Here is a 24235-nt window from a genome sequence, read left to right on the forward strand (position 1 = left end):
GGAAGGAACCTCGCATGAAGCTGACCGAGGACCAGTTGGCGATCCAGCAAGCAGTCACCGAACTGTGCGCCCCATTCGACGACGCCTACTGGCATCACATCGAGGCTGCCGGCGAGTACCCGAAGGAGTTCGTCCAGGCGCTCACCGACGCGGGCTGGCTCGCCGCCCTGGTCCCGGAGGAATACGGCGGCGCCGGCGGCTCGATCATCGACGCCGCGATCATCCTGGAGGCGCTGGAGCGCGCGGGCTGCCCCACCGTGGTAGCACACGCTCAGATGTACACAATGGGTACACTGCTGCGGCATGGCTCGGAGGAACAGAAGAAGCGCTACCTGCCCGGCGTGGCCGACGGCAGCATCCGCTTCCAGTCCTTCGGCGTGACGGAGCCGGACGCGGGCTCGGACACCACCCGGATCCGGACGTTCGCCCGGCGTGAGGGCGACGAGTACATCGTCAACGGCAGCAAGATCTTCACCTCTCGCTTCAACTACTCCGATGTGCTGATGCTGTTGGTGCGGACGCAGAAGTACGACGACGTGGTGAAGAAGACGGACGGCATGACGGTCCTGCTCGTCGACATTCCGGAGGCCGTCGCCTCGGGGCAGATCGAGGCGCGTCCGATCGAGACCATGATGAGCCACGAGACGAACGAGCTCTCCATCCGCGACCTCCGTGTCCCTGTCGCCAACCGCATCGGCGAGGAGGGCAAGGGGTTCCGCTACATCCTCAGCGGAATGAACGCCGAGCGGGTGCTCGTCGCGTCCGAGTACATCGGACACGGCCTGTGGTTCATCGACCGGGCGACCCGCTATGCCCGCGAGCGGGAGGTCTTCGGCCGCCCGATCGGGCAGAACCAGGGAGTCCAGTTCCCGCTCGCGCAGGCGTACGCGAACCTTCACGCGGCCAGCCTGGCCCGCTGGAACGCGGCAGAGCTCTTCATGGCGGGTGAGCAGCCCCAGTACGAGGCCAACTCGTGCAAACTGCTCGCATCCCAGGCACTGTGGGCGGCCGCCAACGCCGCGATGGATACGTTCGGCGGCTATGGGGTCACGAAGGAGTACGGAATCGAGCGGCGGTTCCGCGAGGCACGGCTACCGCTGGTGGCCCCACTGAACAACAACGTCATCCTCGCCGGGATCGCGCACGGCACCCTCGGCCTGCCAAAGTCCTACTGAGCACCGCCATGATCATGACCTCGCCCCTGAACACCCGCTCGATGACGGGCCTGCGCGTGCTGGAGATCGGCACGAGCGTCGCAGGACCGTTCGCCACGCAGATCCTGGGCGACCTCGGCGCCGAAGTCATCAAGATCGAGCGCGTGACGGGCGGAGACGACACACGCAGTTGGGCTCCGCCCGCCTGGAACGACGAGAGCGTCGCGTTCCTGTCGTTCAATCGCAACAAGAAGAGTCTCGCCCTCGACTTCAAGACGCCGTCGGGGCGGAAGATCCTGGAGCGTCTTGTCGGGACGGTAGACGTCCTCGTACAGAACCTCCGCCCTGGCGCGCTCGCGGCCAGCGGCTTCAGCGCCGGGCGGCTGCGGCAACTGAACCCGCGTCTGATCTACTGCGAGATGACCGGGTTCGGCGGTCGCGGTCCCCGCGGGAACCAGCCGGCGTACGACCCGCTCCTGCAGGCCTATGCCGGAATCGTCAGCATCACCGGCGAGGAGGGCGGCGCCCCGGTGAGGGTTCCCGTCTCGATTCTCGACATGGGGACCGCCATGTGGTCGGTCATCGCCGTGCAGGACGCGTTGAGCCAACGGGACCGTACCGGCGTCGGCTGCCACATCGAAACGTCACTGCTGCAGACGGCGGTGAGTTGGCTGGCCTCCTCACTGGTCGGAGTCCTTGCCGGCGGATCATCACCGAGCCGCCTCGGGTCGGGCGTCGCCGGAGTGGTGCCGTACGGCGCCTTCCCCACCAGCGACGGTCACGTGTTCATCTCGGCGGGAAACGACGCCGCATGGGGCCGTCTCTGCGACGCACTCGATGCCGACGACCTCCGCCAGGACGGGACGTACGCGACGAACCCGCTGCGGGCACAGCGTCGCGAGCGGGTAAATGCCGATGTCGCCCGGCGGACGCGGCGCTACACGATCAAGGAGCTTCTGGCGCGCCTCGAGGCGCACCAGGTGCCGTGTGCGCCCGTCCGCGACATAGCGGAGGTCGCGCAGGATGAACAGGTCCTAGAGCTCGGTCAGCTGCAGGACCTCCCGCATGCGGCCATCCCCGACCTGCGCGTCATCAACACCCCCGCCACATTCGACGGCGCCTACCCGCCCCACCAATCCGCCCCGCCCGCGTTGGGAGAGCACAGCGCACACGTCCTTCGCTCCGTCGGAGCCACTGAGGAGGACATCGCGCGTCTCATCGCCGACGGCGTCGTCACACAACCCGCGCATCAGCCTGCCCTCGCTGATGGGCGCGATCTCGATCCCCTGCCGAGTTCGGGACATCCGCCGTCAACCGGCCGACCACTGATTTGAGGACTGGGTCTCGCCTGAGTCCGACAGAGTGCGATCGTCGACCCACCACCCTGCGTATGAGGCATCCGCAGGGTGGTGGGTCGACGTTTGAAGGTAAGTGTTCCGCGAGCGGATCGGATCTCCTTGGTGGCGGCCGAGCGGTTCGCTGCCGACGCCTCAAATGCCGCGATCGCCGAGAAGTTATGGTCACCCCGCGCTCGATGCTGCGCCGGCACCAGACCTGGCAGGAGGCGGAGACGGGAGGACTGGCGCCCGGCTCGTCCCGCCTCTCTGCCCAATCCGAGCACGCGGTGACGGGTCGGGGGAAGGAGACCTGACCGCCGACCGCCCACGCTTGATCCCACCGCGGAACCACTCCGGTAACCGGGGTCCGAGGACGCTCCCGATGCCGCATCTCGATCGCGGCCCTGGTCTGCCGGACGTCCGTTGCGAAGGATGACCCGCGTCATACCGGTCGGGGTCGTCGACGCGATCAACGCCACCCCCAACGCACACGGGCCCGTCCCTCGGGGGACGGGCCCGTGTGCCCAGCTCGGCGTTGTCATCGCCAGTCGCGGCCGTACGGCTGGAAGGTCAGCTCGCCCTGGTCGGGCGGGTAGCCGTCGGCCAGCCGGACGCGGACGCCGCTGCGGATCGCCGACGGGGAGCCGAGAAGCCGGCAGCGCAAGCTGAAGCCCTCGGTCATGAGGATGACGCCCACGATGCGCTGCCGGGGAGTGTTTCGGTTGACCACCACGGCGCGGACGACGACGCCGACGCCGACACTGAGCTCGGGCTCCAGGTCGGTGGAGGCGCAAACCGTGCAGAGCAACCGCCGGAACATCGGCGTGTGACACCACCGGCAGCGCTGGAAATGCAGAGGGGGCCGGGCCGCATCCGCGACCAGGACGTCCGTAGCACTCGCCGTGCGAGAGCGGAGCATGTTGTCATCTCCCTGACTCCAGGTACAGGTCATCTCAATCGGAGAGTCGCCAGTGGCAAATGAGGGGGCAAGCGACGCTGGTGAAGGCCAGGAAGTGGCCGGCTTTGCGTCGTAACGGCGGTGCGGGCGGCGGCATTGGGCGAGCCAGGCCCCCCACCGCAGCCGACCCCCCTCATTTCAGGGTTGCCGGCATGTCCTCAGGCGGCGAAGACGTATCCGGGCTCCTCTAGCCGCAGTTGCACTTCGGTCTCCGGCAACCCGAATCGCTCGATGACACTCACCGTCTGCTCGCCAACGCGGAAGAGGTGGTCGTAGCCGCTGCCGACGTACGAGCTGCTGACCAGGGTCGCGGGCAGGCGGTCGAGCCCGTCGGCGACCGCTTCCCCGGGAGAGACGACGCTGAGGCGCTCAGGCCGGACACCGACGCTGACGCGGGAGCCCACCTCGAGGTTGTCTTTCGTCGCCGTCAGCCGCGCACCGCACTCATCGAGTTGGACCACCCCACGCTCGACGATATGGCCGGGGAAGAAGACGCACCGTCCGACGAAGTCGGCCGAGGCAGGGGTCGCGGGGTCGTCGTAGACCTCCTTCGGAGTGCCGACCTGCAGTACGCGGCCCTGATCCAGCACGGCGATCCGGTCGCTCGCGTACAACGCCTCCTGCTGGTCGTGCGTGACGTAGATCGTGGTGATGCCGGTCTGCCGTTGCAGGTCTTTCAGCCACTCCCGTGCCTGGAGCCGCAGCTTCGCGTCGAGATTCGACAGCGGTTCGTCCAGCAGCAGGACCGACGGCTCGTAAACGAGTGCCCGGGCAAGGGCGACACGCTGCTGCTGCCCGCCTGACAACTCGTGCGGGTAGCGCTTGTGGTGCTCTCCGAGACCGACCTGTTCCAGCACCTTGTCGATGAGCGCCGCCCTGTCCTGCTTCGCCACCTTCTTGATCTTGAGGGGCATCGCCACGTTCTGGGCCACCGTCATGTGCGGCCACAGCGCATACGACTGGAAGACCATCCCGATCTCACGGCGCTCGGGCGGCATGTAGTACTTCCGCTCACCGCTCACAAGGACGGTCTCGCCGACGGAGATCGTCCCCTCCGAGGGGTTCGTGAACCCGGCGATGCTCTGCAGTGTCGTCGACTTGCCGCATCCCGACGGGCCGAGCAGCGTGAAGAACTCGCCGTCGCGAACATGGAAGCTGAGGTCGTTCACGACCCGGTTGCCTCCGTAGTCGTGGCTCAGGTGGTTGACGGTGATGTCAGGCATGCTTGTTACCTTTCGCAACGAGCCGACCGACGCCCGTGGCCGCGACGGCGATGGCGATCTGGATGAAGGACAGCGCAGCGGTCTGTCCGGACGCACCCGACTGCCACATAGCAAGGGCGACCTGACCCATCACCTGCGAGTCGCCGTCGGAGAGGAAGATCGCCTCGGAGTACGCGCGCACCATCGACGCGAACAGGAGAAAGTAGGTGGCGACCATGATGGGGAGCACCAGACGGAACAGGACGCTTCGCACCGTGCGCCACCAGTCGGCGCCGACGGCGCGGGCCGCCTGATCGAGCTCCTGGCCGATCTGGAGCACTCCCGGCGACAGTGCGCCGAAGGCAACCGGGAACGCCCGGATCGAGAAGGCGATGACGAGCGCCAGCACCGTGCCGCGCAAGGAGCCCAGGGCAGGAACGAGCAGGAACACATAGAAGAGGCCGAAGCCGACGATGATGCCCGGAAAGGAGAGCGGAGCGAACGCCACGAGCTCCAGCTGCCGGGCGAATCGGAAGGTCGAGCGACGAGCCACGAACACCGTCAGCGCCATGAGCAAGGTCGTGACGGCGGCAGCGATCAGCGCGACCGTCACGCTGTTGACGATGGCCGATCGGTAGCCGGCAACCTCGAAGATCCCGGTGAAGTTCTGCAGTGTCAGCACGTCGAGCGGGGAGATGAGCGGCGAGAGCACCTTGGTGAACGCACGGGCAGCGACGGCGAGCGCAGGCACCACAGGGCCGAGCAGGGCGTAGACGAGCACGATCGCGAAGCCGAGCCAGCGCAGCGACCCGACCTCGAGTCGCCGCTCGGCCGCACCCTTGCCGCGCACGGTGGTGAAGCGCTGAAGCTTGCGCAGCGAGAGCATCTGGAGGACGACGAGCACCGTCAGGATCGCAAACAGGAAGACGCAGGCCGCGCCGACGATGCCGTAGTCGACGGTTGTCGACCGGAACCCCTTCTCGAAGATGAAGCTGGTAAAGAACTGCTTGCGGGCCGGAGGGCCGTAGATCAACGGGATGCTGAGCTCTTCGAGGGAGAGCGTGAACGCCAGCACCGCACTGTAGGCGATCGACGGGCGCAGCAAGGGCAGCGTGATCGACCTCAGGAGGCGCAGCGGACCCATCCCCGCGCTGCGCGCCGCGTCTTCGAGGCGCGGATCGATTCGTCGGATCGAGTTGGAGGTGTACTGGTACACGATCGGGATCAGCGTGATCGTCGATGCGACAGCCATCCCTGGAATCGAGTAGACCGACCCGATCGAGATACCGGCACGTGTCAGCTGCGAGGTGACGTATCCCGCCGGGCCGTATGCGATCACGAAACCGAACGCGACGACGAGCGGCGAGATGAAGAGCGGTATCAGGATGATGGTCTCGAAGAGCCGCCCGCCGGGAATCCCGACGCGTTGCACGAGTACGGCGAGGAGAACGCCCATGGGGACTGCCATGACCGTCGTGAGAACTGCCAGGACGAGGCTGTTGCGGATGACGTCGCCGAACGCCGCCTCGGTGAAAAGCCGGACGTAGTTGTCCCACGTGAAGGCCGCCTCCGCCATGTAGAGCGGCTGGTCGGCGAGGGACTGGGCGATGACCGGCAACAGCCCGGCCAGGACCAGGGCCACGACGGTCAGCGCGATGGCGTAGTGGATCACGTTGTCACGGCTGAACCGGTGCCGCTTGAGTGGCTCCGGGCTCGGGGCGGACCGGTCTGGGCTCGTCGCCGAGCCCAGGAGATGCCGCTCCTCCAGTTTGGGTCTCATGTTCGTGAGGTCCTATCGGTTCCGGTCAGGCGTTGTCGTCCTGTGAGGTTGTCCCGGCCAGACCGAAGACCTTGTTGAATCGCTTCACGAACTCCTTCTGACCCGGGGTCTTCTCGAGCCCCGTGAAGACGACGTTCTCCTCACCGACCTCGGCGGTGATCGACTTCACCGTCCGCGGCACCGATTCGCTCACCGGGATGTCACGCACCGGGGTGCTTTCGCCCTCGCCGATAAGGGCTTGGCCCTCCTCGGACAGCGTGTAGTCGAGGAAGAGCTTCGCGGACGCGGGGTCCTCGGTGTACTTGCTGATCGCCTCACCACGGTTGTAGAAGATCGTGGCGTCGTCCGGGAGGACCACCTCGATCAGGCCCTCGGCGTTGACCGCACCGGTGTACGCCGTACGGCCCGATGACATGACGGAGACGAGACTCTCACCTCGGGTCACGCGCTCGAGCTGGTCGCCGCCGCCGATCGGGCCGGCGAGAGTGTGCGGCGCGATCGACTCGTAGAAGTCCCACGCCCAGGGGAACTTCTCCGCGAGTGCCTTGTGGCCCGCGTATCCGAAACCGCTCACGTCGTAGGTGATGATCGACTGGTCGGGGAACTCGCTCGGGTTCTCCTCCACGATCTTGGCCAGGTCCTTGAGGCCGGTCGGATGCAGCTTTTCGGGGAGAACCTGCGGGTTGTAGAACATGACGAGTGGGTCGGACGCGAAGGCGTAGAGCCCCTCGTGAGGGTTGGACGACTCGTCGTAGTACTTGTCCTCGACAGATTGGTAGTCGAGGATACCCGTTCCCCCGATCACATCCTCCCAGACCTCGCCCGCAACGGCTGTGATGATGAGGTCCGCGTCAGTGGCCTTCCGGGAAGCCTCCGCGTTGTACCGCTGGATGACCTCTTCGGCGCTCATATCCCCGGCCGAACTGACCGAGATCCACGGGTACTTCTCCTGGAAGCCCTTGATGAGCGGCGCGAGGTTCGGCTCTGCAAGGTTCGTGTAGAGCGAGAGCTTCCCCGACTCCTTCCGGGACTCGTCCACCAGATCCGCGTAGTCGGCGGGGTAGTAGTCGGGGAAGGTCAGCTTCGCCGACGACCCGTTGGGGGATCCGGGTCCCTCGGCGCCGCCGCATGCCGTGAGCGCGGCGGCAAGAGCCAGGCTCGCACCCACTGCAGTACTCATGCGGATCGCTGCGCGGGCCCAACCGGTGTGGCGGTGAGAACCGCGTCTGGCGGGGAGCCCCGGTGTTGCCTTGTCCATCGTTGCCATCCTGTTCTCGATCGCGGCGTCAAGAAACCGCAGGTCACTCGGCGTCGGCGCGCCTCGCCCGTCCTGGCCGCGGCGCACTCCTCGAGAGTGCGACGCATGAGAGCGTCCTCACTCCGTCGGCGACTTTGCGCAACAGGCTCAAGAGTTGGCAGCGGCGTGCCGCACATCACACCACCACGCGATGAGTGCCTAAGTCAACGGTATTTCGGAACTTTCTCTTAATACCGCTAACTCTGAAGTTCTCCTATGTGATGGGCCGTCCTCGCATTGATGCCCGATGTTCGATAACCGGCGAAGCGAGGCTCCACATCGTTGATTTTTGCTGGTCAGCAGGGCGACGTGACGACCGGGTGGGGTGTCCGGGCCGACCGCGGATGGTGGTCTGCACCTTGATCGCCTGTCAGCGGGCACCTTCGTGGAGGGGGAAGGATGAGGAGGGCTCACAGCAGTGGGGTCGCGCGGCAGGTCCGATCGTGAGCACGCGTCAGATCTCCGGCCGGCGAAGCCGTGTTCGTCGAGCGCCGACCGGCCGGGTGGCGAGCGCCTGGCAGGCCCGCCTCCGAACGGGACGAGCCGCACCGGGCCGACCACGCTCATTGACCAAATGTCCGCCTGGGAAGCTAACTTGATGGAGCATTTGCATCATCGGCAACGCAGTGGCCCGCTCCAGCAGGTCCACGACCTGCGCAACATTCGCGGCAACGATGACCGCGCCAGCAGACCTGGTGCGCGGCTCTGCCGCGCTGCCGCTCCCCGCCGACGGCAGCGCCGAGACCCATCCGAGGGGAGCCCGCCAAACTCACATATGACGGTGTGCAGTGGGTGGGAATGGACCTTCACCGTCGCCGCTCGGTCCTGGTACGGATGTCGGCCGACGGCCAGCGGCTGGGCAAGATGGTCCGCTTCACCAACGATCCGGCCCGGCTCAAGCGGGAGATCGCCAAAGCCGGGCCGCAGCCGAAGGTCGTACTGGAGGCCACGCTCGGCTGGTACTGGGCCGCCGACGCGCTCGCCGAGGCCGGGGCCGAAGTCCACCTCGCCCACCCGCTGGGGGTGAAGGGGTTCGCCTACCGGCGGGTGAAGAACGACGAGAAGGACGCCGCCGACCTGGCCGACCTGCTGCGGCTGGGACGGCTGCCGGAAGCCTGGCTGGCCCCGCCCGAAACCCGGGAATTGCGCGAGATGGTACGCGGGCGGCACAAGCTGGTGCGTCTGCGGACCAGCTGCCGCAATCAGGCCCACGGCGTGATGGGCAAGCTGGGCATCGCCGTCCCGATGAGCGACCTGTTCGGCACCAGGGGCGCGGTGTTCCTCAACGAGCTGCCACTGCCCGCCGGCCATGCGGCCCGGCTGCCGCCACTTCGTCGAGCAGCTGCTCGCCGCTGTGGAAATAGGCAGCCGTGAAGGCCTTCTTCCCGCCATGGATCTGGGTGGCCGGGATCGCGCCGATACTATTTCGAATCGACTCCTTGTGCAGATGCGCAAACGCCGCGTGCTCAAACAACGAGGCATACCGATTGATGCCCGCCGCCACCACCACACCACCCGGCTTCAGCACACGGTAAGCCTCCACCAATGCCCGGTCACGGTCAGCGCGCTCCAAGAGGTGGTAGAGCGGCCCCAGGACCAGGACGACGTCGTAGGAGGCGTTCTCGGCAGTCAGGTGGCGGGCGTCGCCCAGTTCGACGCTGTGCACGACTCCTCACCACCGCATACCACCTACTCACCGACGAACCCCAATAACACCCCCGCACAGCCCCTCGACGACGTCCACATGGCTGGCGCAGGACACAGTAGTGCGGCTCCAGTTGCTCGATGTCCGTGAACTCCACCAGCAGGCCCTGGGCCCGGCGGCCCGCGTCGCGGAAGTACATCTCGCCCAAGCCCTCAGCCAGGATGGCCTGCAACTGCTGTTCGGTTGCGCCCGCCTGCTGGGCGGCGAAGAGGCGGGCCGCGTATTCCGGAGGCAGGGCCTGGTTGATGTGGCGCACGCGAGGGTCGTCCGTGGTACCGGCCGCCGCGGTGAAGCCGAAGCGGGCGCGGGTGGAGGTGAAGATGCCGTCCGTGGTCGCCGCCCGCTGCCTGGCCCGCGCACGCACCCGAGGCTGCCAGCGGCGGCGCACCTCGCGGTACAAACGGGCCGCCAGGTCGCGGCGAGGGGTCTTCAGCTGTCCTTTGACGTAGCGCTCCACCGTGCGCTGGGAAACGCCCAGTAGTTCGGCCACGGGCCTGGTGCCCTTCAACTGCCGTACCAGGAAACGCATCTGAGCCTGCGCGGACCTGGGACAGGGCGAGTGAAGTGTTCGGCGTCGGCATCGTCGAGGCTGTTGCCGATGTCGGCCATCGTGGGTGCCCTCCCCTGCTCTCCGGCCTTCGTGGTGTTGTCCGGTCGGGGAACGCAAGGACCGGCAGTGAAGTCACGGTGCCGGCAAGGTACGACTTACCGCGTGCGTCGTAGGCGGCTGGCGGGGTCGGTTATCGCGGCGAGAGGTGCAGGCCCGGTAGTGAGCCCTCATTCCGCCAGTCGGCCAGGAGTCTGAAGAACTCGAAAACATCGCCGCCGAAGTTGGAGCTGAGCGGCGACCTGAGTTCGGGGTGCCCCTCACTGTTGGACCTTCCTGGAGTGCAGGACTCCAGGAAGGTCGCGTCGTCGCGTCGCCGCTGGAGGATGGTGCGGCACCACTCGTCCTCGGCCTCGGCGGTGACCTCGACCGCGGCCATGCCTTGGCCCTCGGTCGTGGCGATGATGTGTGCGATGTGTCCGGCGTTCTCCTGGATGGAGTGGGCGAAGTTCTCGGTCACCACTGACTGGGAGTTGGGTACGGGGATGATGAACAGGTTGGGGAACCCGTTGGTCATGACACCGTGGAGAGTTCTCGGGCCGTTGCGCCACTTCTCCCCGAGACTCACGCCCTCGCGTCCCACCGGGTCGAACCCGATCTTGTGCACGTAGGGGGTGTTCCACTCGAACCCGGTGGCGAAGACGAGGCAGTCCACCTCGTAGTCGCTACCGTCGACGCGGAGCCGGTTCCCGCTGATCTCCTGCAGCCCGCCGCGTGCGGCGTCGACCAGGGTGACGTCGGGCCGGTTGAAGATCCCGAGGTATTCGTCGTGGAACCCGGGTCGCTTGCAGAAGTATTCGTAGTAGGGCTTGAGCAGCTCGGCCACCGACTGGTCCCGCACCGTGGCCGAGACCCGGGCGCGGATCCCCTCCATCCGGCGCAGGTCCGCGTGGGCGCGTGCCTCGCGCGCCTGATCCGGTGGGAGGGTCGAGAACTCGGGCCGGAACAACACGTCGCGGTACAGCTCGGTCCACCCGTCGCCGACCAGGTCCTGCCTGACGGGCAGGCCGTTGAGCACGGCGCTGAAGTTCTGCACCCGCTCCCACTGCCAGCCCGGCTTCCATGACTCGACGGCGGCCACGTCCACCGGCCCGTTGTCGCGGCGCGCGACGGTCGACGGGGTCCGCTGGAAGACGTACAGATGCGCCGCGGACTCGGCCAGGGGTGGCACGCACTGGATCGCGGTGGCTCCGGTTCCGACGACGCCGACCACCTTGTCCGCGAGCCCGGTCATGGGTGCGTCGGGTCCGCCGCCGGTGTAGGCGTAGTCCCACCTGCTGGTGTGGAAGGAGTGGCAGGTCATGTCCTTGATCCCGGGCACGTCCGGGAGCTTCGGCATGCTCAGCGGCCCGTTCGCGATGACGACGTGGCGCGCGCGGATCTGGTCGCCGCGGTCGGTCCCGACCTGCCAGGCGGCATCGGGCTCGTGCCAGGTCATACCGAGCACACGGGTATGGAACAGGGCCCGCTGCCGCAGGCCGAAGTGGTCGGCGAGAGCGGTGAGGTGACCCCGGATCTCGCTCGCGGTGGCGTAGCGCTCCGTGGGCAGCGTTCCGACCTCCTCGAGGAAGGGCAGGTAGATCAGCGACTCGACGTCGCAGCGAGCACCGGGGTACCGGTTCCAGTACCAGACCCCGCCCACGTCGCCGGCGGCGTCGACCAGCATCACGTCATCGAGACCGGCCTGCCGGAGGCGCGCTCCCGTGACCAGGCCGGACATGCCGGCGCCGACCACGAGGATGTCGACCTCGGTCCGGAGGCCCTCACGGGGTCGGAAGGGGGTGTGAGGGTCCTTGAGGTAGCGCTCGAACGGCCCGCTGAGGTCCGCGACGTCTCGGCGGCCCCCCGCCTGGACCCGCTTGTCGCGCTCGGCGCGGTAGCGGTCCCTGAGCCGTTGGCTGTCCTCGACCTGCATGGTGCTGGTGCCTCCTGTCGGCTCGGTGGACTCCCGCAGGCCGGGCTCGAAAAGCGGGTCGGCGGCGCGGGCGAGACCCACCGCAGCAGCTCTTCGGTCGCGGCGTGGACGATGTCGTCGGGCCCGGCCAGCTGGTCCCACTGGTCCCGACGACCGGCGAGGTGGACCAGCGAGGAGGTCCGCACGCTCTGCACGGTGTCGAGCCCTGCGGTCATCATCGGGAAGAAGATCCCGAGGATCTCGGCGCCGGTCAGGCGCCGGCCGTCCAGCCCGGCGTCGAGGATCACCGATGTGACGTCGTCACCGCGGGTGGCGGACCGGCGCTCCTGGATCAGCGCGAGCATGTACTCGCTCATCTCGAAGTGGGCCTTGGTCCAGACCTCGAGATTCTCCTCAACGCTTCCCCCGGTGCGCCGTGCAGGAGCGCCGCCGTCGGTCGGCGAGTTCGGCCAGGTGCTCACTTGGGACGGGATTCGGGGCCGGACTCGGTCAGCACGAAGCCGGCGTATCCGTCGGCCTCGACCTGCCGAAGGCGGTCGATGTAAGCGGGCAGTGCGCCGATGTAGGCGACGTAGCGACGCGGCCGGCCCGGAACGTTGTCGCCGTAGAGGAAGGACTTCGCCTTCGACATCAGGTTCGCGTTGCCGGCGGCGATGACGTTGTCGGTCCAGTCCCGCTCGGCGGCGGGGTCCGGCTCGACCCGGCGGTACTCCTGCCGCACCACCTTCTCCGCGAGGTCGGCGATCCACTGGAGCGGCACCTCGGCGCAACGCGTGGAGTTGCCATGGCCGCCCTTGCCGTGCGGGCCGCCGATCATGAACAGGTTGGGGAACCCGGAAACCGCGATCCCCAGGTAGGTCTCGGGACCATCGGCCCAGCGATCGCGCAGCGCCATCCCGCCGACGCCACGGATGTCGATGCGGTTGAGCGAGCCGACGAACGCCTCGAACCCGGTGGCGTAGACGATGAGGTCGGCCTCGACCACCCGGTCGGCCAGGCGGACCCCTTCGGGCACGATCTCGAGGATCGGGTTGTCGCTGATGCGGACGAGGTCGACGTTGTCCTGGTTGAAGACTTCGTAGTAGCCGAACCCGTCCCCCTGGTAGCCGGCCGACTCGCAGTCGACCGGCTTGGCACCGAACGGGTGGTCGGGTATCAGCTGCTCCGCGACTTTCGGGTCGTCCACCCGGGCCCGGATCTTGCCCGCGACGAAGTCGGCGAAGTGCCGGTTGACGGTCTCGTCGGCCAGGACGTCGTAGGGCATGCCGAAGTACTTGGTGAAGCCCGCGCCCTGCCACGCCATCTCGTAGAGCTCCTTGAGTTCCCCGGGCGCGTAGGTCGTGGTCGGACGGCTGCCCGGGTTGTGGAGGAACCCGCCGAAGGTGGTCGCAAGATACTTCCGCAGGTCCGGGTAACCCGCGCGGATGGACGCCATGTCGTGGACGTCGAGGACGCGGTTGTTGAGGGGGACCACCCAGTTCGGGGTTCGCATCAGGACGGTGAGGTGGGCGGCCTCCTTCGCCACCTGCGGAATGATCTGCACACCGGTCGAACCGGTCCCGATGACGACCACACGCTTGCCCGCGAAGCCGACCGGCTCCCACGGCCAGCGAGCCGTGTGGAAGGACTCACCCTCGAAGGTGTCGAGGCCGGGCACATCGGGGTAGATCGGCGCCGAGAGCGGCCCGGTTGCGGAGATGACCACACGCGCGGTGTAGGTGCGCTCCGGGTCGGTCCGCACGGTCCAGATGTCGGCATCCTCATCGAAGGTCATCGAGACCACGCGGGTGTCGAGGTCGATGTCCTTCTTCAGGTCGTGCTTGTCGGCCACGCGGTTGAAGTAGCGTTCGAGCTCGGGCTGTCCGGCGAACAGCTCGTTCCAGTCCCACTCCTCCAGCAGTTCCGGATCGAAGAAGAACTGGTAGGAGTGGCTTTCCGAGTGCAGCCTCGCGCCGGGGTAGCGGTTCCAGTACCACGCCCCACCGACCCCGCTCCCCTGTTCGAGCACGCGGACCCGGAGGCCCTTCTCCCGCAGGAGGTACAGCCCGTACAGCCCTGCCGAACCGGCGCCGACGATCAGGACGTCGTAGTCGCTTTCAGTGCCCTGAGTAACATCCACTTGAGCATAAGAGCACATTGCTTTAAACACGACAAGGGTGTGTCGCCACTCATCGCGGCGCCGACCCCCCTTCGAGTTCGTCGAGGAGCGACCTCACCGCCGTCGCGCACGCAGCCGGTTGGTCGAGGGGGACATGGTGAAAGGCCTCGGGCACGACGGTCGCCGCGACCGGGCGCCCCAGCCATTGCTCGAGCTGGCGACGCGACTTGGGGCCACCCATGTCGCTCTTCGCGCCGTGCATGTAGGCAACCGGGCATTCCACTCGCCCGAGGTCTGTCCGCACCCCGTCGTTGGTGAGTCGCCGGCGGGCCGCCGGATCGAATTTCCACCGCCAGCCGTCGGGCGTCTCGACCAGTCCGTCCCGGGCCAGTCGCCGTAGGAGCTGCGCATCCGCGTTGGTGTGCTCGGGCAGCAACCGGAAACGGTCCAGCGCCTCGGATTCCGAACCGAACAGGCGCGCCGGCTTGGTCGGAGCCGGCAGTCCGCGAAGGGGAAGGCGCGTGTCGACGAGCACCAGGGCGGCAACGAGCCGGGGCGAGCGAGCGGCAGCAGCGGTGGCGATCAGCCCGCCCATGCTGTGACCGACGACGGCGGCGGGACGATCTGTCGTCGCCTCGAGGACCGCGGCCACTTCCGCAGCCCATGCCTCGGCCGAATAGGCCGTGCGGTGGGTGCTGTCCCCGTGCCCACTCAAGTCGCTGACCACCACCTGGTGAGTGGTGGCCAGTCTCGGAGCGACCTCGTCCCACCACCCGGAGTGTGCGGCACCACCGTGCAGCATCAGGACGGTCGGTGCGTCGGATCGGCCGTATCGGCGGTATGCGATGGACACCGGGCCGAGCTGAAGGCGCGTCTTTGCGATGTCGGCGGCGTGCGTCATCGAGCGGCTCTCACGATGCGACTCGCGAGGCGTCCAGCAGTTCCTGGATCGTCACCAGCTTCTGCCGGGGCCGCGAAGCCTCCCGCCCCCGGCGCTTCTCCTCCAGATCGATGCGGCCCCAGGCGGTCTTGTCGAGCAGATCCTCGACGCGGCCGCGCAGCAGCTTCTCGAAGTCCTCGGCCGATCCGGTCGGGTCGGCCAGCCGGCCCGCCCCCAGGTCCTGGAGGATGCTGTCCACGGTCTCCTCGGCGTCCTGCTTGTTGCTGCCGATGATGCCCCGCGGGCCTCGCTTGATCCAGCCGGAGCAGTAGACCCCGTCCACCGCCTCGTCACGCTCCGGGTCGACCACCCGGCCGGCTTCGTGCGGGAGCGTGGCGGTGACCTCGTCGAACGGCAGGCCGTCGACGCGGGCGCCGCGGTACCCGATGGCCCGTAGCACGAGCGAGGTCTCGATCCGTTCGGTGCCACCGTCCGGACGGCGGAAGGTGATCGCCTCGGCCCGCTCCTCACCCTCGATCGCCAGTGGCTCCAGCCCGAACCGGAACCGGATCACCTTTCCCGCGGCGCCGCCACGACCGGCCGCGCGCAGCAGGACCGCCTGCTTGCGGTCGCCGTCGTGTTCGCCGACCTCGTCGGCCTCGGCGAGCACGGTGATCCCCTCGACCTGGTCGAGAGCGAGCAACTCGCCCTGTGAGTACGCCGCGTGCTCCGGGCCCCGCCGGGCGACGACGACCACCTCGGACACGTTGCTCGCGGCCAGGGCGTCGACGGCGTGCTGGGCCATGTCGGTGGCGGAGAGCTCGTCGGCCGGCCGCAGCAAGGTCCTGGCAACGTCCAGGGCGACGTTGCCGTTGCCGATCACCACGACCCGCTCGCCGTCCAGCCCGAAGCTTTCCGCAACGTGGTCCGGATGCCCGTTGTACCAGGCAACGAAGGTCCGGGCGGCGTGCACGCCGGCGAGGTGCTCGCCGTCGATACCCAGCTTGCGGTCATCGGGGGCGCCGCCGGCCCAGAGCACGGCGTGGTGGTGCTGCAGCAGTTCCTCGATGGTGAGGTCCCGACCGACCTCGACGTTGAAGTAGCTCGTCACGGTGGGCCGGGACAGGACACTGCCGAACCGGTCGGCCATCTTCTTGGTGTTCGCGTGGTCGGGGGCGACGCCGGCCCTCACCAGACCGAACGGTGTGGGCAGACGCTCGAGCATGGTCACCGAGACGCCCTTGATGTCGCTCAGGGTCCCGGCCGCGTAGCAAGCCGCCGGCCCGGTGCCGACGATCGCGACGCGTAGCTCGGGCCGGTCGGCCGGCAGCGCCCTGCGGGTGAACGAAGGGGGGCCGACGCCGACCAGCGGGTTGAGGGCGAAGTACTCGGCGTTGATCTCGAGGTAGTCCGAGAGATGCTCCGGCAGATCCCAGTCCGAGTGCACGGCCTCGACCGGGCACTCGTCGAGACACGCCCCGCAGTCGATGCACGTGGCCGGGTCGATGTAGAGCTGCTCGGTGGTGTTGAAGTCGGCGTCCCCAGGCCTCGGACGGATGCACTGGACAGGGCAGACGGTGATGCACGAACCGTCGTTGCAGCAGCCCTGAGAGATCACGTACGTCATCGGTGGTGGCCTCCGGTGAAAGCCTTCGGACAAGAGAACAACACATTAATCCAAGACCACAAGAGGGACCACCCTGGCCAGGAACGTTGTTGATTGACGACTTATCTTAGTCGTGTCAGAGTCATGTGTGAACATGCTTACAGTCCCCGGCAGTGAGGAGCTGGCATGAGCGCGCCGGCCGACGTCGTCGTCACCGACTTCGATCACCATTCGGCGAAGTTCGCCGCCCGTCCGTTCGAGGTCCTGGAGGAGCTGCGCGACGCCGCCCCGGTGGCCTGGTCGACGGCGCACGGCGGCTTCTGGGTGATCACCGACCACGGGAAAGTGGTCGATGGCCTGGCCGACTACTCCACGTTCTCCTCCACGGCGGGCCCGGCCATTCCCGCCAACCCGTTCGGCACCCGCCACATCCCGGTGGCATTCGATCCTCCGCTGCACGCTCTGTACCGAAAGGTGCTCAACGAGTGGTACAGCAGGGCCGAGATCTCCCGGCGTGAGCCGGAGATCAAGGCCATGGTCGCGGAGATCGTCACCGGACTGCGCGAGCGAGGGAGCTGGGACTTCGTCTCCGACCTGGCCAACGTCTCCCCGGGGGCGGTCACCCTTGGGATCCTCGGCTGGGATGTCGGTCAGCGCCTCGAACTGCTGGACGTGATGACCCAGTCACTGCGCAACCAGGCGAACCCCGATCCCGAGGTCCAGAAGCAGAACGCCCAACGGAATGCGTGGTTCCGGGAGCAGATCCTGCGCGAGGCGAACGACCGACGGGCCAACCGGCGTGACGACCTCATGTCGGTGCTCGCGAACGACCCCATCGTCGACGGCCAGCCGCTGACCGACGAGGAGCTGGCCGACATGGTCGTCCTGCTCATTCTCGCCGGCTTCCACACCACCAGCGGTGCCCTCACGGCGCTGCTGGTCCACATGGAGGAGCACCCCGAGGACAAGCAGCGGCTCGACCAGGACCGGAGCCTGATCCCGCACGCGATCGAGGAGATCGTACGGATCTACTCCCCCGCCACCGCCCACGCTCGGAAGGTCACCCGGGACACGGAGTTCGGCGGCGTCGAGATGAAGAAGGGGGACTGGACGCTCTTCGTCAACATGGCGGCCAACCACGACCCGGGAGCCTTCCCCGACCCCGAGCGGGTCGACCTCGACCGCAACTTGGCCAAGAGCGTCGCCTTCGGCTGGGGCGTCCACCGCTGCCTGGGGCTGCACCTGGCCCGGCTGATCCTGCGGTTGGAGATCGAAGCCGTACTCGACCTGCTGCCGGGGTACCGCATCGACCTCGACGCAGCCGTGCGTTCGGACCACATGGGACTCGGGTACTTCTACCTCTCGGTCCCGGCGAGCATTGCCCAGGAGGCCTGAGACATGAGGATCGGTATCGACCCCGGCGTCTGCGAGGGGAACGCCGTGTGCGAGGCCCTGGCGCCGATGGTCTTCGAACTCGACGAGCGTGACCAGGCGCGGGTGATCGACGACGTCGTCGCTCCTGACGGCTCGGTGTCGGACGAGCATCGAGCGCTCGTGGAGCGAGCCGCCGAGGGGTGCCCCCGGCTGGCCATCCGAATATCGGGGTAGGGCCGGTATGCAGTGCTGTTCAGCGGGGTGACACAAGTGGTGCTACTCCCGGGCGCCGGGCATCAAGGTGAGGTCCAGGCCGCCGTTGACGGGCACCTCCACACCGGTCAGATGCCGGGCGCCCGGACCGGCCAGGAAGAGGACGACATCGGCGATGTCGTCGGACTCGGCCAGACGCGACAGGGGGGTGGCCGACTCGCGACGTGCCCTACGGGCCCGGGCCGCGGGGTCGGTCGGATCTCCGAAGCTCCTGAAAGTCATCGGTGAGTGAGTCGGGCCCGGGGCGACGGCGTTGACGCGCACGCCGGCCGGTCCCCACTCCAGAGCGAGGTGGCGGACCAGCATGGACAACGCGGCCTTGGAGACGCTGTAAGCGCCGGCCCGGGGTGTCGGGTGGAGGGCGGAGATCGATGTTGTCACCACGACGCTGCCATGCGCTGCCTCGAGCGCGTCGTACGCCGCCCGGGCCAGAAGCCAGGTGGCCCGCACGTTGAGGTCGAACGTCGCCTGCCACTCCTCGATCGAGACCTCCCGCAGCGTCCCCCGGCCGGTGGCACCGGCGTTGCTCACCAAGGTGTCGAGCCCGCCGAGCGCGGCTGCCACCTCGGCGACAGCGGCGGACGGCGCCTCGGGGGCGGCGAGGTCGGCGACCACCGGCACCGCGAGTGCGCCCAGCGCCCGGACCTCGGCGGCCACGCGTCCCAGAGCGCCACCGTCGCGGTCGACCAGTCCGATCCCGGCACCGGGGACACCGGCGGCCCGACGCGCCACCGCCGCGCCGATACCGCTCCCGGCTCCGGTAATCAGCCATTTCACAGGAGGCTCCGATGAGGTTGGCAACGTACGACGACGGAACCGGTCCGCGGGCCGGGCTGATCACCAGCGACGATCACGTCCACGATGCCGCCGCCCTCCTGGGCACCGGGCCACTGCACGACGTCGGCGCCCTGTTGGAGCACCCCAACGCGTTGGAACGCCTCCGCGACACCGACCTGGGAGCAGGACGACCGCTCGCCGAAGTGAGGCTGCGGGCACCCCTGCTGCGCCCGCCCAGCATCCGCGACCACATCGCGTTCGAAGGCCACGCCAGCCGGACCGGCACCCGGGACCTGCCCGACGTGTGGCACCGCCGTTCGCTCTACTACTACAGCGGAGTGGGGCGGATCCACGGGCCGGAGGACATCGTGCCGATGCCGCTCACCGAGCGGCTCGACTACGAACTGGAGATCGCCGCCGTCATCGCGCGAGACTCGTCGGACGTCGCCTACGCGGAAGCCATGGACGTCATCGCCGGCTTCACGCTGTTCAACGACTGGAGTGCCCGCGATCTGCAGGCCGACGAGATGGCCTACGGCCTCGGACCGTCCAAGGGCAAGGACTTCGGCTCGTCGTTCGGCCCCTGGGTGGTCACCACCGACGAGCTGGCACCGCACCTCGTCGACGGCCGCCTCGACCTCGACGTCACCGTGCGCGTCAACGGCCAGACCTGGGCGACGTCGAACAGCCGGGCCATGGCTCATTCCTGGCCCGCAATGGTCGAACATGCCTCGTACGACGGGCGCCTGCTGGCCGGTGACCTGCTCGGCTCCGGCACGGTCGACGGCTGCTCGATCGGCGAGGCCCTGCGTGTCGGCACTCCGGGAGTCCGCTACCTGCGCCCGGGCGACCACGTGGAGCTCGCGGTGGCCGGGATCGGGGTGCTGGCCAACACGATCGGCGAGCCTTCCAAGCGCCCGGCCCCGGCCGGGTTCCGCCCACCGGCCCTGCCTCCGATGCCGGCTCCGCCGGACAGCTGACCGCTCAGACCGGCCCGCCCGGCTCACCCGGCCACCGCCCGCAAAGTCCGGCGACGTGAGGAGGGGTGGAGCTCAGCCATGGCGAGAGTGACCTTGCCCCCCGTGCCGCGGACCCCTTCCTGGTACGGCGGGTCGGTCAGGTGCTCACGAAGATCCTTCACCGTCGGACTCGCCGATCCGTCAGAGCGGCCCGAAGACCGGGACGACCGGATGCTCGCCGACCGCCTGGAACCGGGCGCGGACCCGGGCGCCCATCGGGTCGGCTCCCGGCGGGAAGCCGTCCAGGGTGCTGAGCAGCCGGACCCCGCTGTCCAGCTCCACCAGCGCGACCTCGTAGGGGACTCGCCCCTTGAGATGGGCGGCGTAGGCGCGGTGGTAGACGACATAGCTCCACACCGTGCCGACCGGCTCGACCTCTTCCCACGCGAACGACCGGCTCAGACACTCCGGGCACACACCGGCGGCCGGCCAGCGGAGGAAGGCGCAGTCCGCGCAGCGCTGGAAAACCAGTCGTCCCTCGCTCGCCTCGGCCCAGAACCGTGAGTCGTCCTGGGTCTGCGGGGTCTCGTAGCTCACCGGGCCTCCGTCGAGAGGATCGTGCTGGCCGCCTTCATGAAGCCGAACGTCGAGCAGTACTGCGCCGTGGTGAGGTCCCCGACCTGTCGGTCCCCGGCCTCACCGCGCAGTTGCCGCACGGCCTCGACCAGATGCAGGAAGCCCCACATGTAGGCCTCGGAGAGCTGGCCACCGTTGGTGTTGAGCGGCAGTTTCCCGCCGTGTCCGACCGCACCCGAACGGAACGCCTCGCCCACGCCACCGGGCTCGACGAAGCCGTAGTGCTCCAGCATCTGAAGCACCCAGATGCTGGTCGGATCCTGGATGTAGAGGGCGTCGATCCCGTCCTGGTCGATGCCCGCGGCGGGGTAGACCCGCTCGGCCACCGACCGGATCCAGGGCCGCATCCACTGGTCGGCGTTCTGCCGGTCCCGCAGTCCGGTCTGCTGGGCGATCCCCATGACGTGCACCGGCTTGTCGGTGAGCTCCGCCGCCCGGTCCGCCCGCGCGACGATCAGGCAGGCGGCACCGTCGGAGATCATGCACAGGTCGGCCCGCCGCAACGGCGCCACGAGGTACGGAGCGGCCAGGTAGTCGTCCACCGTCATAGGCTCGCGGAAGATCGCCAGCGGGTTGTCGGTCGCGTATCTCCGCTGCGAGACCGAGATCTCGGCCAGGTCGGCCTCGGTGGTGCCGAACTGCATCTGGTGGCGCCGGAAGGCCATGGCGGCGGGTCCGGCCACGTTGAGGAAGCCGTAGACCGACGCCTCGTCCTGACGTCCCAGCGGGTGACTGAACTTGTTTCCCGCGCTGCGCTGGTTGGTGCCGTAGACGATGGCCACGACGCTGGCCAGCCCGGCGTCGATCACCGCGCAGGCCAGGTGGAGCGAGAAGTTGCAGGTGCCGTAGTCCAGCGTCGCGCTGTAGGCAGGGTTGAGCCCGGCCAGCCGGCCGATCTCGGTGTCGATCCCGAAGCCGCCGTAGGACTTGCAGGTGATCAGACCGTCGATCGCCGACTTGTCGATGCCGGACTGGGCCAGGGTGACGCGCAGTCCTTCGACGGCCAGCTCGTCCGCCGAGATCCCGGGGATGGTGCCCTGCTCGGTGGAGCCCGCCGCGACCACCGCAGTGCGGCCGCGGATGGCGCCACCGAGCCGGGACGAGGCGTCCGCCATCAGATCGCGTCCTCGGCGGCCAGGCTGTCGACCTCGTCCCGCGAGAGTCCGAGCAGCTCCTCGTAGACCTCGTAGTTGTGCTCGCCGTAAGTGGGCGCACCTCTGCCGACCCGGCCGCCGGCGTACTGCGGGGTGTCGGACATCTTCACCGACGGCGCCGCCACCGGCCAGCGGCCGAAGTTGGTCGCGTCGAGCTCGGTGAGCCAGTCCAGCGCGGCCAGCTGCGGGTCGTTCTCCACCCGGTCCTGGGTGGTCTGCGCGACGCCGGCGGCCACGCCGATGAGCTGCAGCCGGTTCATCAGATCGAACCCGTCGTGCTCGGCGGTCCAGGAGGTCACCAGCCGATCCAGCGCTTCCCGGTTGCGGTGCCGGTCGGCGGGCGTGCGGAAGTCGGCGTGCTCCAGCCACTCCGGGTGGCCGGCCTCCTTGGCCAGCGCCACCCAGTCGTCATCGGTGCGGCATGTGATCGCGATCCAACGGTCGTCGCCGCGGGTGCGGTACAGACCTTCCGGCGCCGCGGTCGAGTACGGCGACCGGTTCCCGGCACGCTCCCACACCCGCCCGTTGACCTGGAAGTCCAGAGTCGGCACGCCGGTCATGAAGATGCCGACCTCGCTCTGCGACGCGTCGATCGCCTGGCCCTCGCCCGTGACGTCGTGGTGGTAGACGGCGCTGAGGATGGCCAACGCGAAGCTGTAGGCGCCGTACCAGTCCAGGTAGGAGTAGCCCCAGCCGGCGGGCGGGAACGGGTCCGGCAGGCCGCTCATCTCCGAAGTGCCGGCGAACGCCTGCGCCACCGGGCCGATGGTGCGGAACCGGCCGTAGATCCCCTTGGTGCCCATGCCGGACTGCTTGGCGTAGATGATGTCCGGCTTGATCTTGCGCAGTTCGTCGTAGCCCAGGCCCCAGCTCTCCATCACGCCCGGCGAGAACCCCTCGGAGACCACCGTGCTCTCGGCCACCATCCGCCGGGCCAGCTCCAGCCCCTTGGGGTGCTTGACGTTCAGTGAGATGCCGCGCTTGCCAGGGTTCTTGTTGTTGTACTGCGCCCCCACCGGTCCGCCGAGATCGGCCGGCCACTGTGATGGCACGGGCCCGGTGGCCCGTTCCCGGGCCTCCCGGCCGCCGACCGGATTGCCGCCTCGGCGCGGGTCGAGGTTCTTGTGCCACTCGACCTTGATCACGTCGGCGCCGAGCGAGGCCAGGAACCGGGTGGCCCCGGCCGAGGCCAGCATCCAGGTGAAGTCGAGGATCCGGACGCCCTGCAGCGCCCAGGGCTTGCCGTGGACGGACAAGGCGTCAGGCGTCGTCAGCGGCGCCCGGACCAAGGTGCGCGGCCTCACCTGCAGCAGCTCGCGGTGCTGGTCCAGTCGGGGAGCCGGGCTCTGCCCGACCCACTGCGTGCCGGTCGCGATCCACTTGCTGGTCGGGTAGCGCAGCGACCGGCCGAGGTCGGCGTGCTCCACGTCGCCGAACGTGCCGCGCTGCAGCCAGTGCTCGTCGTAGGCCGACTCGTGGGGCTTGCGGACCGGCACCCACATCAGCCCGGCCTCCTGCGCCTCCCGCCAGGGGACGTCCTCGAAGAGGTACCGACGGACGGTGTGCTCGACGGCGTCCATGTTCCGGGCCGCGCCGCCCTCCATCCCGGGCAGCACCCGGGAATCCTTGCTCTTCTCGTCACTGCCGTCGCTGACTTCGTCTCCGATGCCGTACTTGTCCAGGAACGGCCCGAGCAGCTTGGCGTTACGAGTGGAGGCGAGGATCCAGCGACCGTCCTTGGTGGGGAAGATCGAGCGGTGGACCGACACGTCGGGCGCGGAGTGACGGCAGGTCTGACGCAAGAAGGGTGTGCGCAGGCAGATCCACGACATGAGGTCGCCCTCGGTGTTCTTGGCGAGCGCCTCGTGGACCGCGCACGACAGGTGCTGACCGCTGCCGGTGCGGCGCCGGCTGATCAGTGCAGCGACCACGGTGAAGGCGAGCTGCTCACCGGCGACGGCGTAGGAGTGCTCGAGCTGCGAGGCCACCGGCGGCAGGTCGTACTTCCCGGAGGGGTCCGGGTCGTAGCCGTTGTTCATCACCTGCCCGCCCAGCGCCAGGTGGACCAGGTCGGTCGCCTTCCAGTTCCGGCGGGGCCCTTCCTCACCGAACGGGGTCATACGGGCGACGACGAGCGCCGGGTGCCGCTCGCGCAGTTCGGCGCTGCTCAGCCCCCGCTCGTCCAGGTAGCCGACGGGGCTCGCGTCCAGCAGGACGTCGCTCGCGGCGGCCAGGTCCTCCAGCCCGCGACGGCCCTCGTCGGTGTCGAGGTCCAGGACGACCGAGCGCTTCCCGCGGTTGTAGGCCCAGAAGTGCAGCGACCGCTCAGGGTCAGGGACGTCGTCGACGAACGGACCCATCCGGCGGCTCTCGGCGCCCTCGGGCGGCTCGACCTTGATCACCTCGGCACCGAGACCGGCCAGTACGAGTCCGCAGTACTCGCCGATCCGGTCACCGACCTCGACCACCCGCACGCCGTCGAGGGCTCCGGGCTTCATCTGCTCAGGGGTGTGGCTGGGCATG

At 68.4% G+C, this 24235-nt stretch carries 18 protein-coding genes and 2 pseudogenes; 6 read left to right on the plus strand and 14 right to left on the minus strand.

The features are described from left to right. Positions 1–14 precede the first annotated feature (14 nt). On the plus strand, positions 15–1175 hold the full coding sequence (locus AB0I54_RS33840; RefSeq protein WP_363300064.1) for an acyl-CoA dehydrogenase family protein: 1161 nt from the start codon (positions 15–17) through the stop codon (positions 1173–1175). Between the two features lie 8 nt (positions 1176–1183). Next, positions 1184–2488, plus strand: a complete 1305-nt coding sequence (locus AB0I54_RS33845; protein ID WP_363300065.1) for a CoA transferase — start codon at positions 1184–1186, stop codon at positions 2486–2488. 541 nt (positions 2489–3029) lie between these two features. On the opposite strand, the gene AB0I54_RS33850 is transcribed toward AB0I54_RS33845, so the two are convergent. The 4 genes from AB0I54_RS33850 to AB0I54_RS33865 form a co-directional block, all read right to left on the minus strand. Continuing rightward, the gene (locus tag AB0I54_RS33850; RefSeq protein WP_363300066.1) at positions 3030–3299 is read right to left on the minus strand and encodes a hypothetical protein; all 270 of its coding nucleotides are present in this window, start codon (positions 3297–3299) and stop codon (positions 3030–3032) included. Positions 3300–3607: 308 nt separating this feature from the next. Then, positions 3608–4672, minus strand: coding sequence for an ABC transporter ATP-binding protein (locus tag AB0I54_RS33855; protein WP_363300067.1), 1065 nt, complete (start codon positions 4670–4672; stop codon positions 3608–3610). After that, positions 4665–6323: an iron ABC transporter permease gene (locus tag AB0I54_RS33860; protein WP_363300068.1), complete on the minus strand. Its 1659-nt coding sequence runs from the start codon at positions 6321–6323 to the stop codon at positions 4665–4667. Before AB0I54_RS33860 ends, AB0I54_RS33855 begins: the two co-directional genes overlap by 8 nt. 133 nt (positions 6324–6456) lie before the next feature. Beyond that, positions 6457–7611, minus strand: a complete 1155-nt coding sequence (locus tag AB0I54_RS33865) for an extracellular solute-binding protein (protein WP_363300069.1) — start codon at positions 7609–7611, stop codon at positions 6457–6459. Positions 7612–8526: 915 nt separating this feature from the next. On the opposite strand from AB0I54_RS33865, the gene AB0I54_RS33870 reads away from it, so the two are divergent. Then, complete coding sequence (locus AB0I54_RS33870; RefSeq protein ID WP_363300070.1) at positions 8527–9102, plus strand: transposase; 576 nt, start codon at positions 8527–8529, stop codon at positions 9100–9102. Here the strand turns inward: AB0I54_RS33870 and AB0I54_RS33875 are convergent. The 6 genes and pseudogenes from AB0I54_RS33875 to AB0I54_RS33900 form a co-directional block, all read right to left on the minus strand. Then, positions 9044–9388 (minus strand): annotated as a pseudogene (locus AB0I54_RS33875) (class I SAM-dependent methyltransferase); the annotation flags it as partial. The gene AB0I54_RS33870 and the pseudogene AB0I54_RS33875 sit on opposite strands and share 59 nt — an antisense overlap. 112 nt (positions 9389–9500) lie before the next feature. Next, positions 9501–10042: pseudogene (locus tag AB0I54_RS33880) on the minus strand (XRE family transcriptional regulator); the annotation flags it as partial. Between the two features lie 131 nt (positions 10043–10173). Beyond that, on the minus strand, positions 10174–12036 hold the full coding sequence (locus tag AB0I54_RS33885) for an NAD(P)/FAD-dependent oxidoreductase (RefSeq protein ID WP_363300071.1): 1863 nt from the start codon (positions 12034–12036) through the stop codon (positions 10174–10176). Between the two features lie 376 nt (positions 12037–12412). Then, on the minus strand, positions 12413–14074 hold the full coding sequence (locus AB0I54_RS33890; RefSeq protein ID WP_363300073.1) for an NAD(P)/FAD-dependent oxidoreductase: 1662 nt from the start codon (positions 14072–14074) through the stop codon (positions 12413–12415). A gap of 49 nt (positions 14075–14123) precedes the next feature. Then, positions 14124–14954, minus strand: a complete 831-nt coding sequence (locus tag AB0I54_RS33895; protein WP_363300074.1) for an alpha/beta hydrolase — start codon at positions 14952–14954, stop codon at positions 14124–14126. A gap of 10 nt (positions 14955–14964) precedes the next feature. Beyond that, complete coding sequence (locus AB0I54_RS33900; RefSeq protein WP_363300075.1) at positions 14965–16560, minus strand: FAD-dependent oxidoreductase; 1596 nt, start codon at positions 16558–16560, stop codon at positions 14965–14967. Between the two features lie 165 nt (positions 16561–16725). On the opposite strand from AB0I54_RS33900, the gene AB0I54_RS33905 reads away from it, so the two are divergent. Both AB0I54_RS33905 and AB0I54_RS33910 read left to right on the plus strand, forming a co-directional pair. Then, positions 16726–17934, plus strand: a complete 1209-nt coding sequence (locus AB0I54_RS33905) for a cytochrome P450 (protein ID WP_363300076.1) — start codon at positions 16726–16728, stop codon at positions 17932–17934. A 3-nt stretch (positions 17935–17937) separates the two neighbouring features. Continuing rightward, positions 17938–18147, plus strand: a complete 210-nt coding sequence (locus AB0I54_RS33910) for a ferredoxin (protein ID WP_363300077.1) — start codon at positions 17938–17940, stop codon at positions 18145–18147. Between the two features lie 42 nt (positions 18148–18189). Here AB0I54_RS33910 and AB0I54_RS33915 read toward each other — a convergent pair whose 3' ends face one another. Further along, complete coding sequence (locus tag AB0I54_RS33915; RefSeq protein WP_363300078.1) at positions 18190–18963, minus strand: SDR family oxidoreductase; 774 nt, start codon at positions 18961–18963, stop codon at positions 18190–18192. 11 nt (positions 18964–18974) lie between these two features. Between AB0I54_RS33915 and AB0I54_RS33920 the strand changes: the two genes are divergently transcribed. Then, on the plus strand, positions 18975–19943 hold the full coding sequence (locus tag AB0I54_RS33920) for a fumarylacetoacetate hydrolase family protein (RefSeq protein WP_363300079.1): 969 nt from the start codon (positions 18975–18977) through the stop codon (positions 19941–19943). A 180-nt stretch (positions 19944–20123) separates the two neighbouring features. On the opposite strand, the gene AB0I54_RS33925 is transcribed toward AB0I54_RS33920, so the two are convergent. The 3 genes from AB0I54_RS33925 to AB0I54_RS33935 are packed head-to-tail and all read right to left on the minus strand — an operon-like array spanning position 20124 to position 24234. After that, positions 20124–20519: an OB-fold domain-containing protein gene (locus tag AB0I54_RS33925; protein WP_363300081.1), complete on the minus strand. Its 396-nt coding sequence runs from the start codon at positions 20517–20519 to the stop codon at positions 20124–20126. Continuing rightward, positions 20516–21673 carry a thiolase family protein gene (locus AB0I54_RS33930; protein ID WP_363300082.1) on the minus strand — a complete coding sequence of 386 codons (1158 nt, stop codon included), beginning with the start codon at positions 21671–21673 and terminating at the stop codon, positions 20516–20518. Before AB0I54_RS33930 ends, AB0I54_RS33925 begins: the two co-directional genes overlap by 4 nt. Continuing rightward, complete coding sequence (locus AB0I54_RS33935) at positions 21673–24234, minus strand: CoA transferase (RefSeq protein ID WP_363300083.1); 2562 nt, start codon at positions 24232–24234, stop codon at positions 21673–21675. The genes AB0I54_RS33930 and AB0I54_RS33935 overlap by 1 nt, the downstream gene beginning before the upstream one ends. Between the last annotated feature and the right edge of the window lies 1 nt (position 24235).

Origin of the sequence: Streptomyces sp. NPDC050625, assembly GCF_040654755.1 — a bacterium.
Taxonomy (GTDB): domain Bacteria; phylum Actinomycetota; class Actinomycetes; order Streptomycetales; family Streptomycetaceae; genus Streptomyces.

Coding starts and splice junctions, on each gene's coding strand:
- AB0I54_RS33840 (WP_363300064.1), top strand. CDS start 15: ATGAAGCTGACCGAGGACCAGTTGGCGATCCAGCAAGCAGTCACCGAA.
- AB0I54_RS33845 (WP_363300065.1), top strand. CDS start 1,184: ATGATCATGACCTCGCCCCTGAACACCCGCTCGATGACGGGCCTGCGC.
- AB0I54_RS33855 (WP_363300067.1), bottom strand. CDS start 4,672: ATGCCTGACATCACCGTCAACCACCTGAGCCACGACTACGGAGGCAAC.
- AB0I54_RS33865 (WP_363300069.1), bottom strand. CDS start 7,611: ATGAGTACTGCAGTGGGTGCGAGCCTGGCTCTTGCCGCCGCGCTCACG.
- AB0I54_RS33870 (WP_363300070.1), top strand. CDS start 8,527: ATGGACCTTCACCGTCGCCGCTCGGTCCTGGTACGGATGTCGGCCGAC.
- AB0I54_RS33895 (WP_363300074.1), bottom strand. CDS start 14,954: ATGACGCACGCCGCCGACATCGCAAAGACGCGCCTTCAGCTCGGCCCG.
- AB0I54_RS33900 (WP_363300075.1), bottom strand. CDS start 16,560: ATGACGTACGTGATCTCTCAGGGCTGCTGCAACGACGGTTCGTGCATC.
- AB0I54_RS33905 (WP_363300076.1), top strand. CDS start 16,726: ATGAGCGCGCCGGCCGACGTCGTCGTCACCGACTTCGATCACCATTCG.
- AB0I54_RS33910 (WP_363300077.1), top strand. CDS start 17,938: ATGAGGATCGGTATCGACCCCGGCGTCTGCGAGGGGAACGCCGTGTGC.
- AB0I54_RS33920 (WP_363300079.1), top strand. CDS start 18,975: ATGAGGTTGGCAACGTACGACGACGGAACCGGTCCGCGGGCCGGGCTG.
- AB0I54_RS33930 (WP_363300082.1), bottom strand. CDS start 21,673: ATGGCGGACGCCTCGTCCCGGCTCGGTGGCGCCATCCGCGGCCGCACT.
- AB0I54_RS33935 (WP_363300083.1), bottom strand. CDS start 24,234: ATGCCCAGCCACACCCCTGAGCAGATGAAGCCCGGAGCCCTCGACGGC.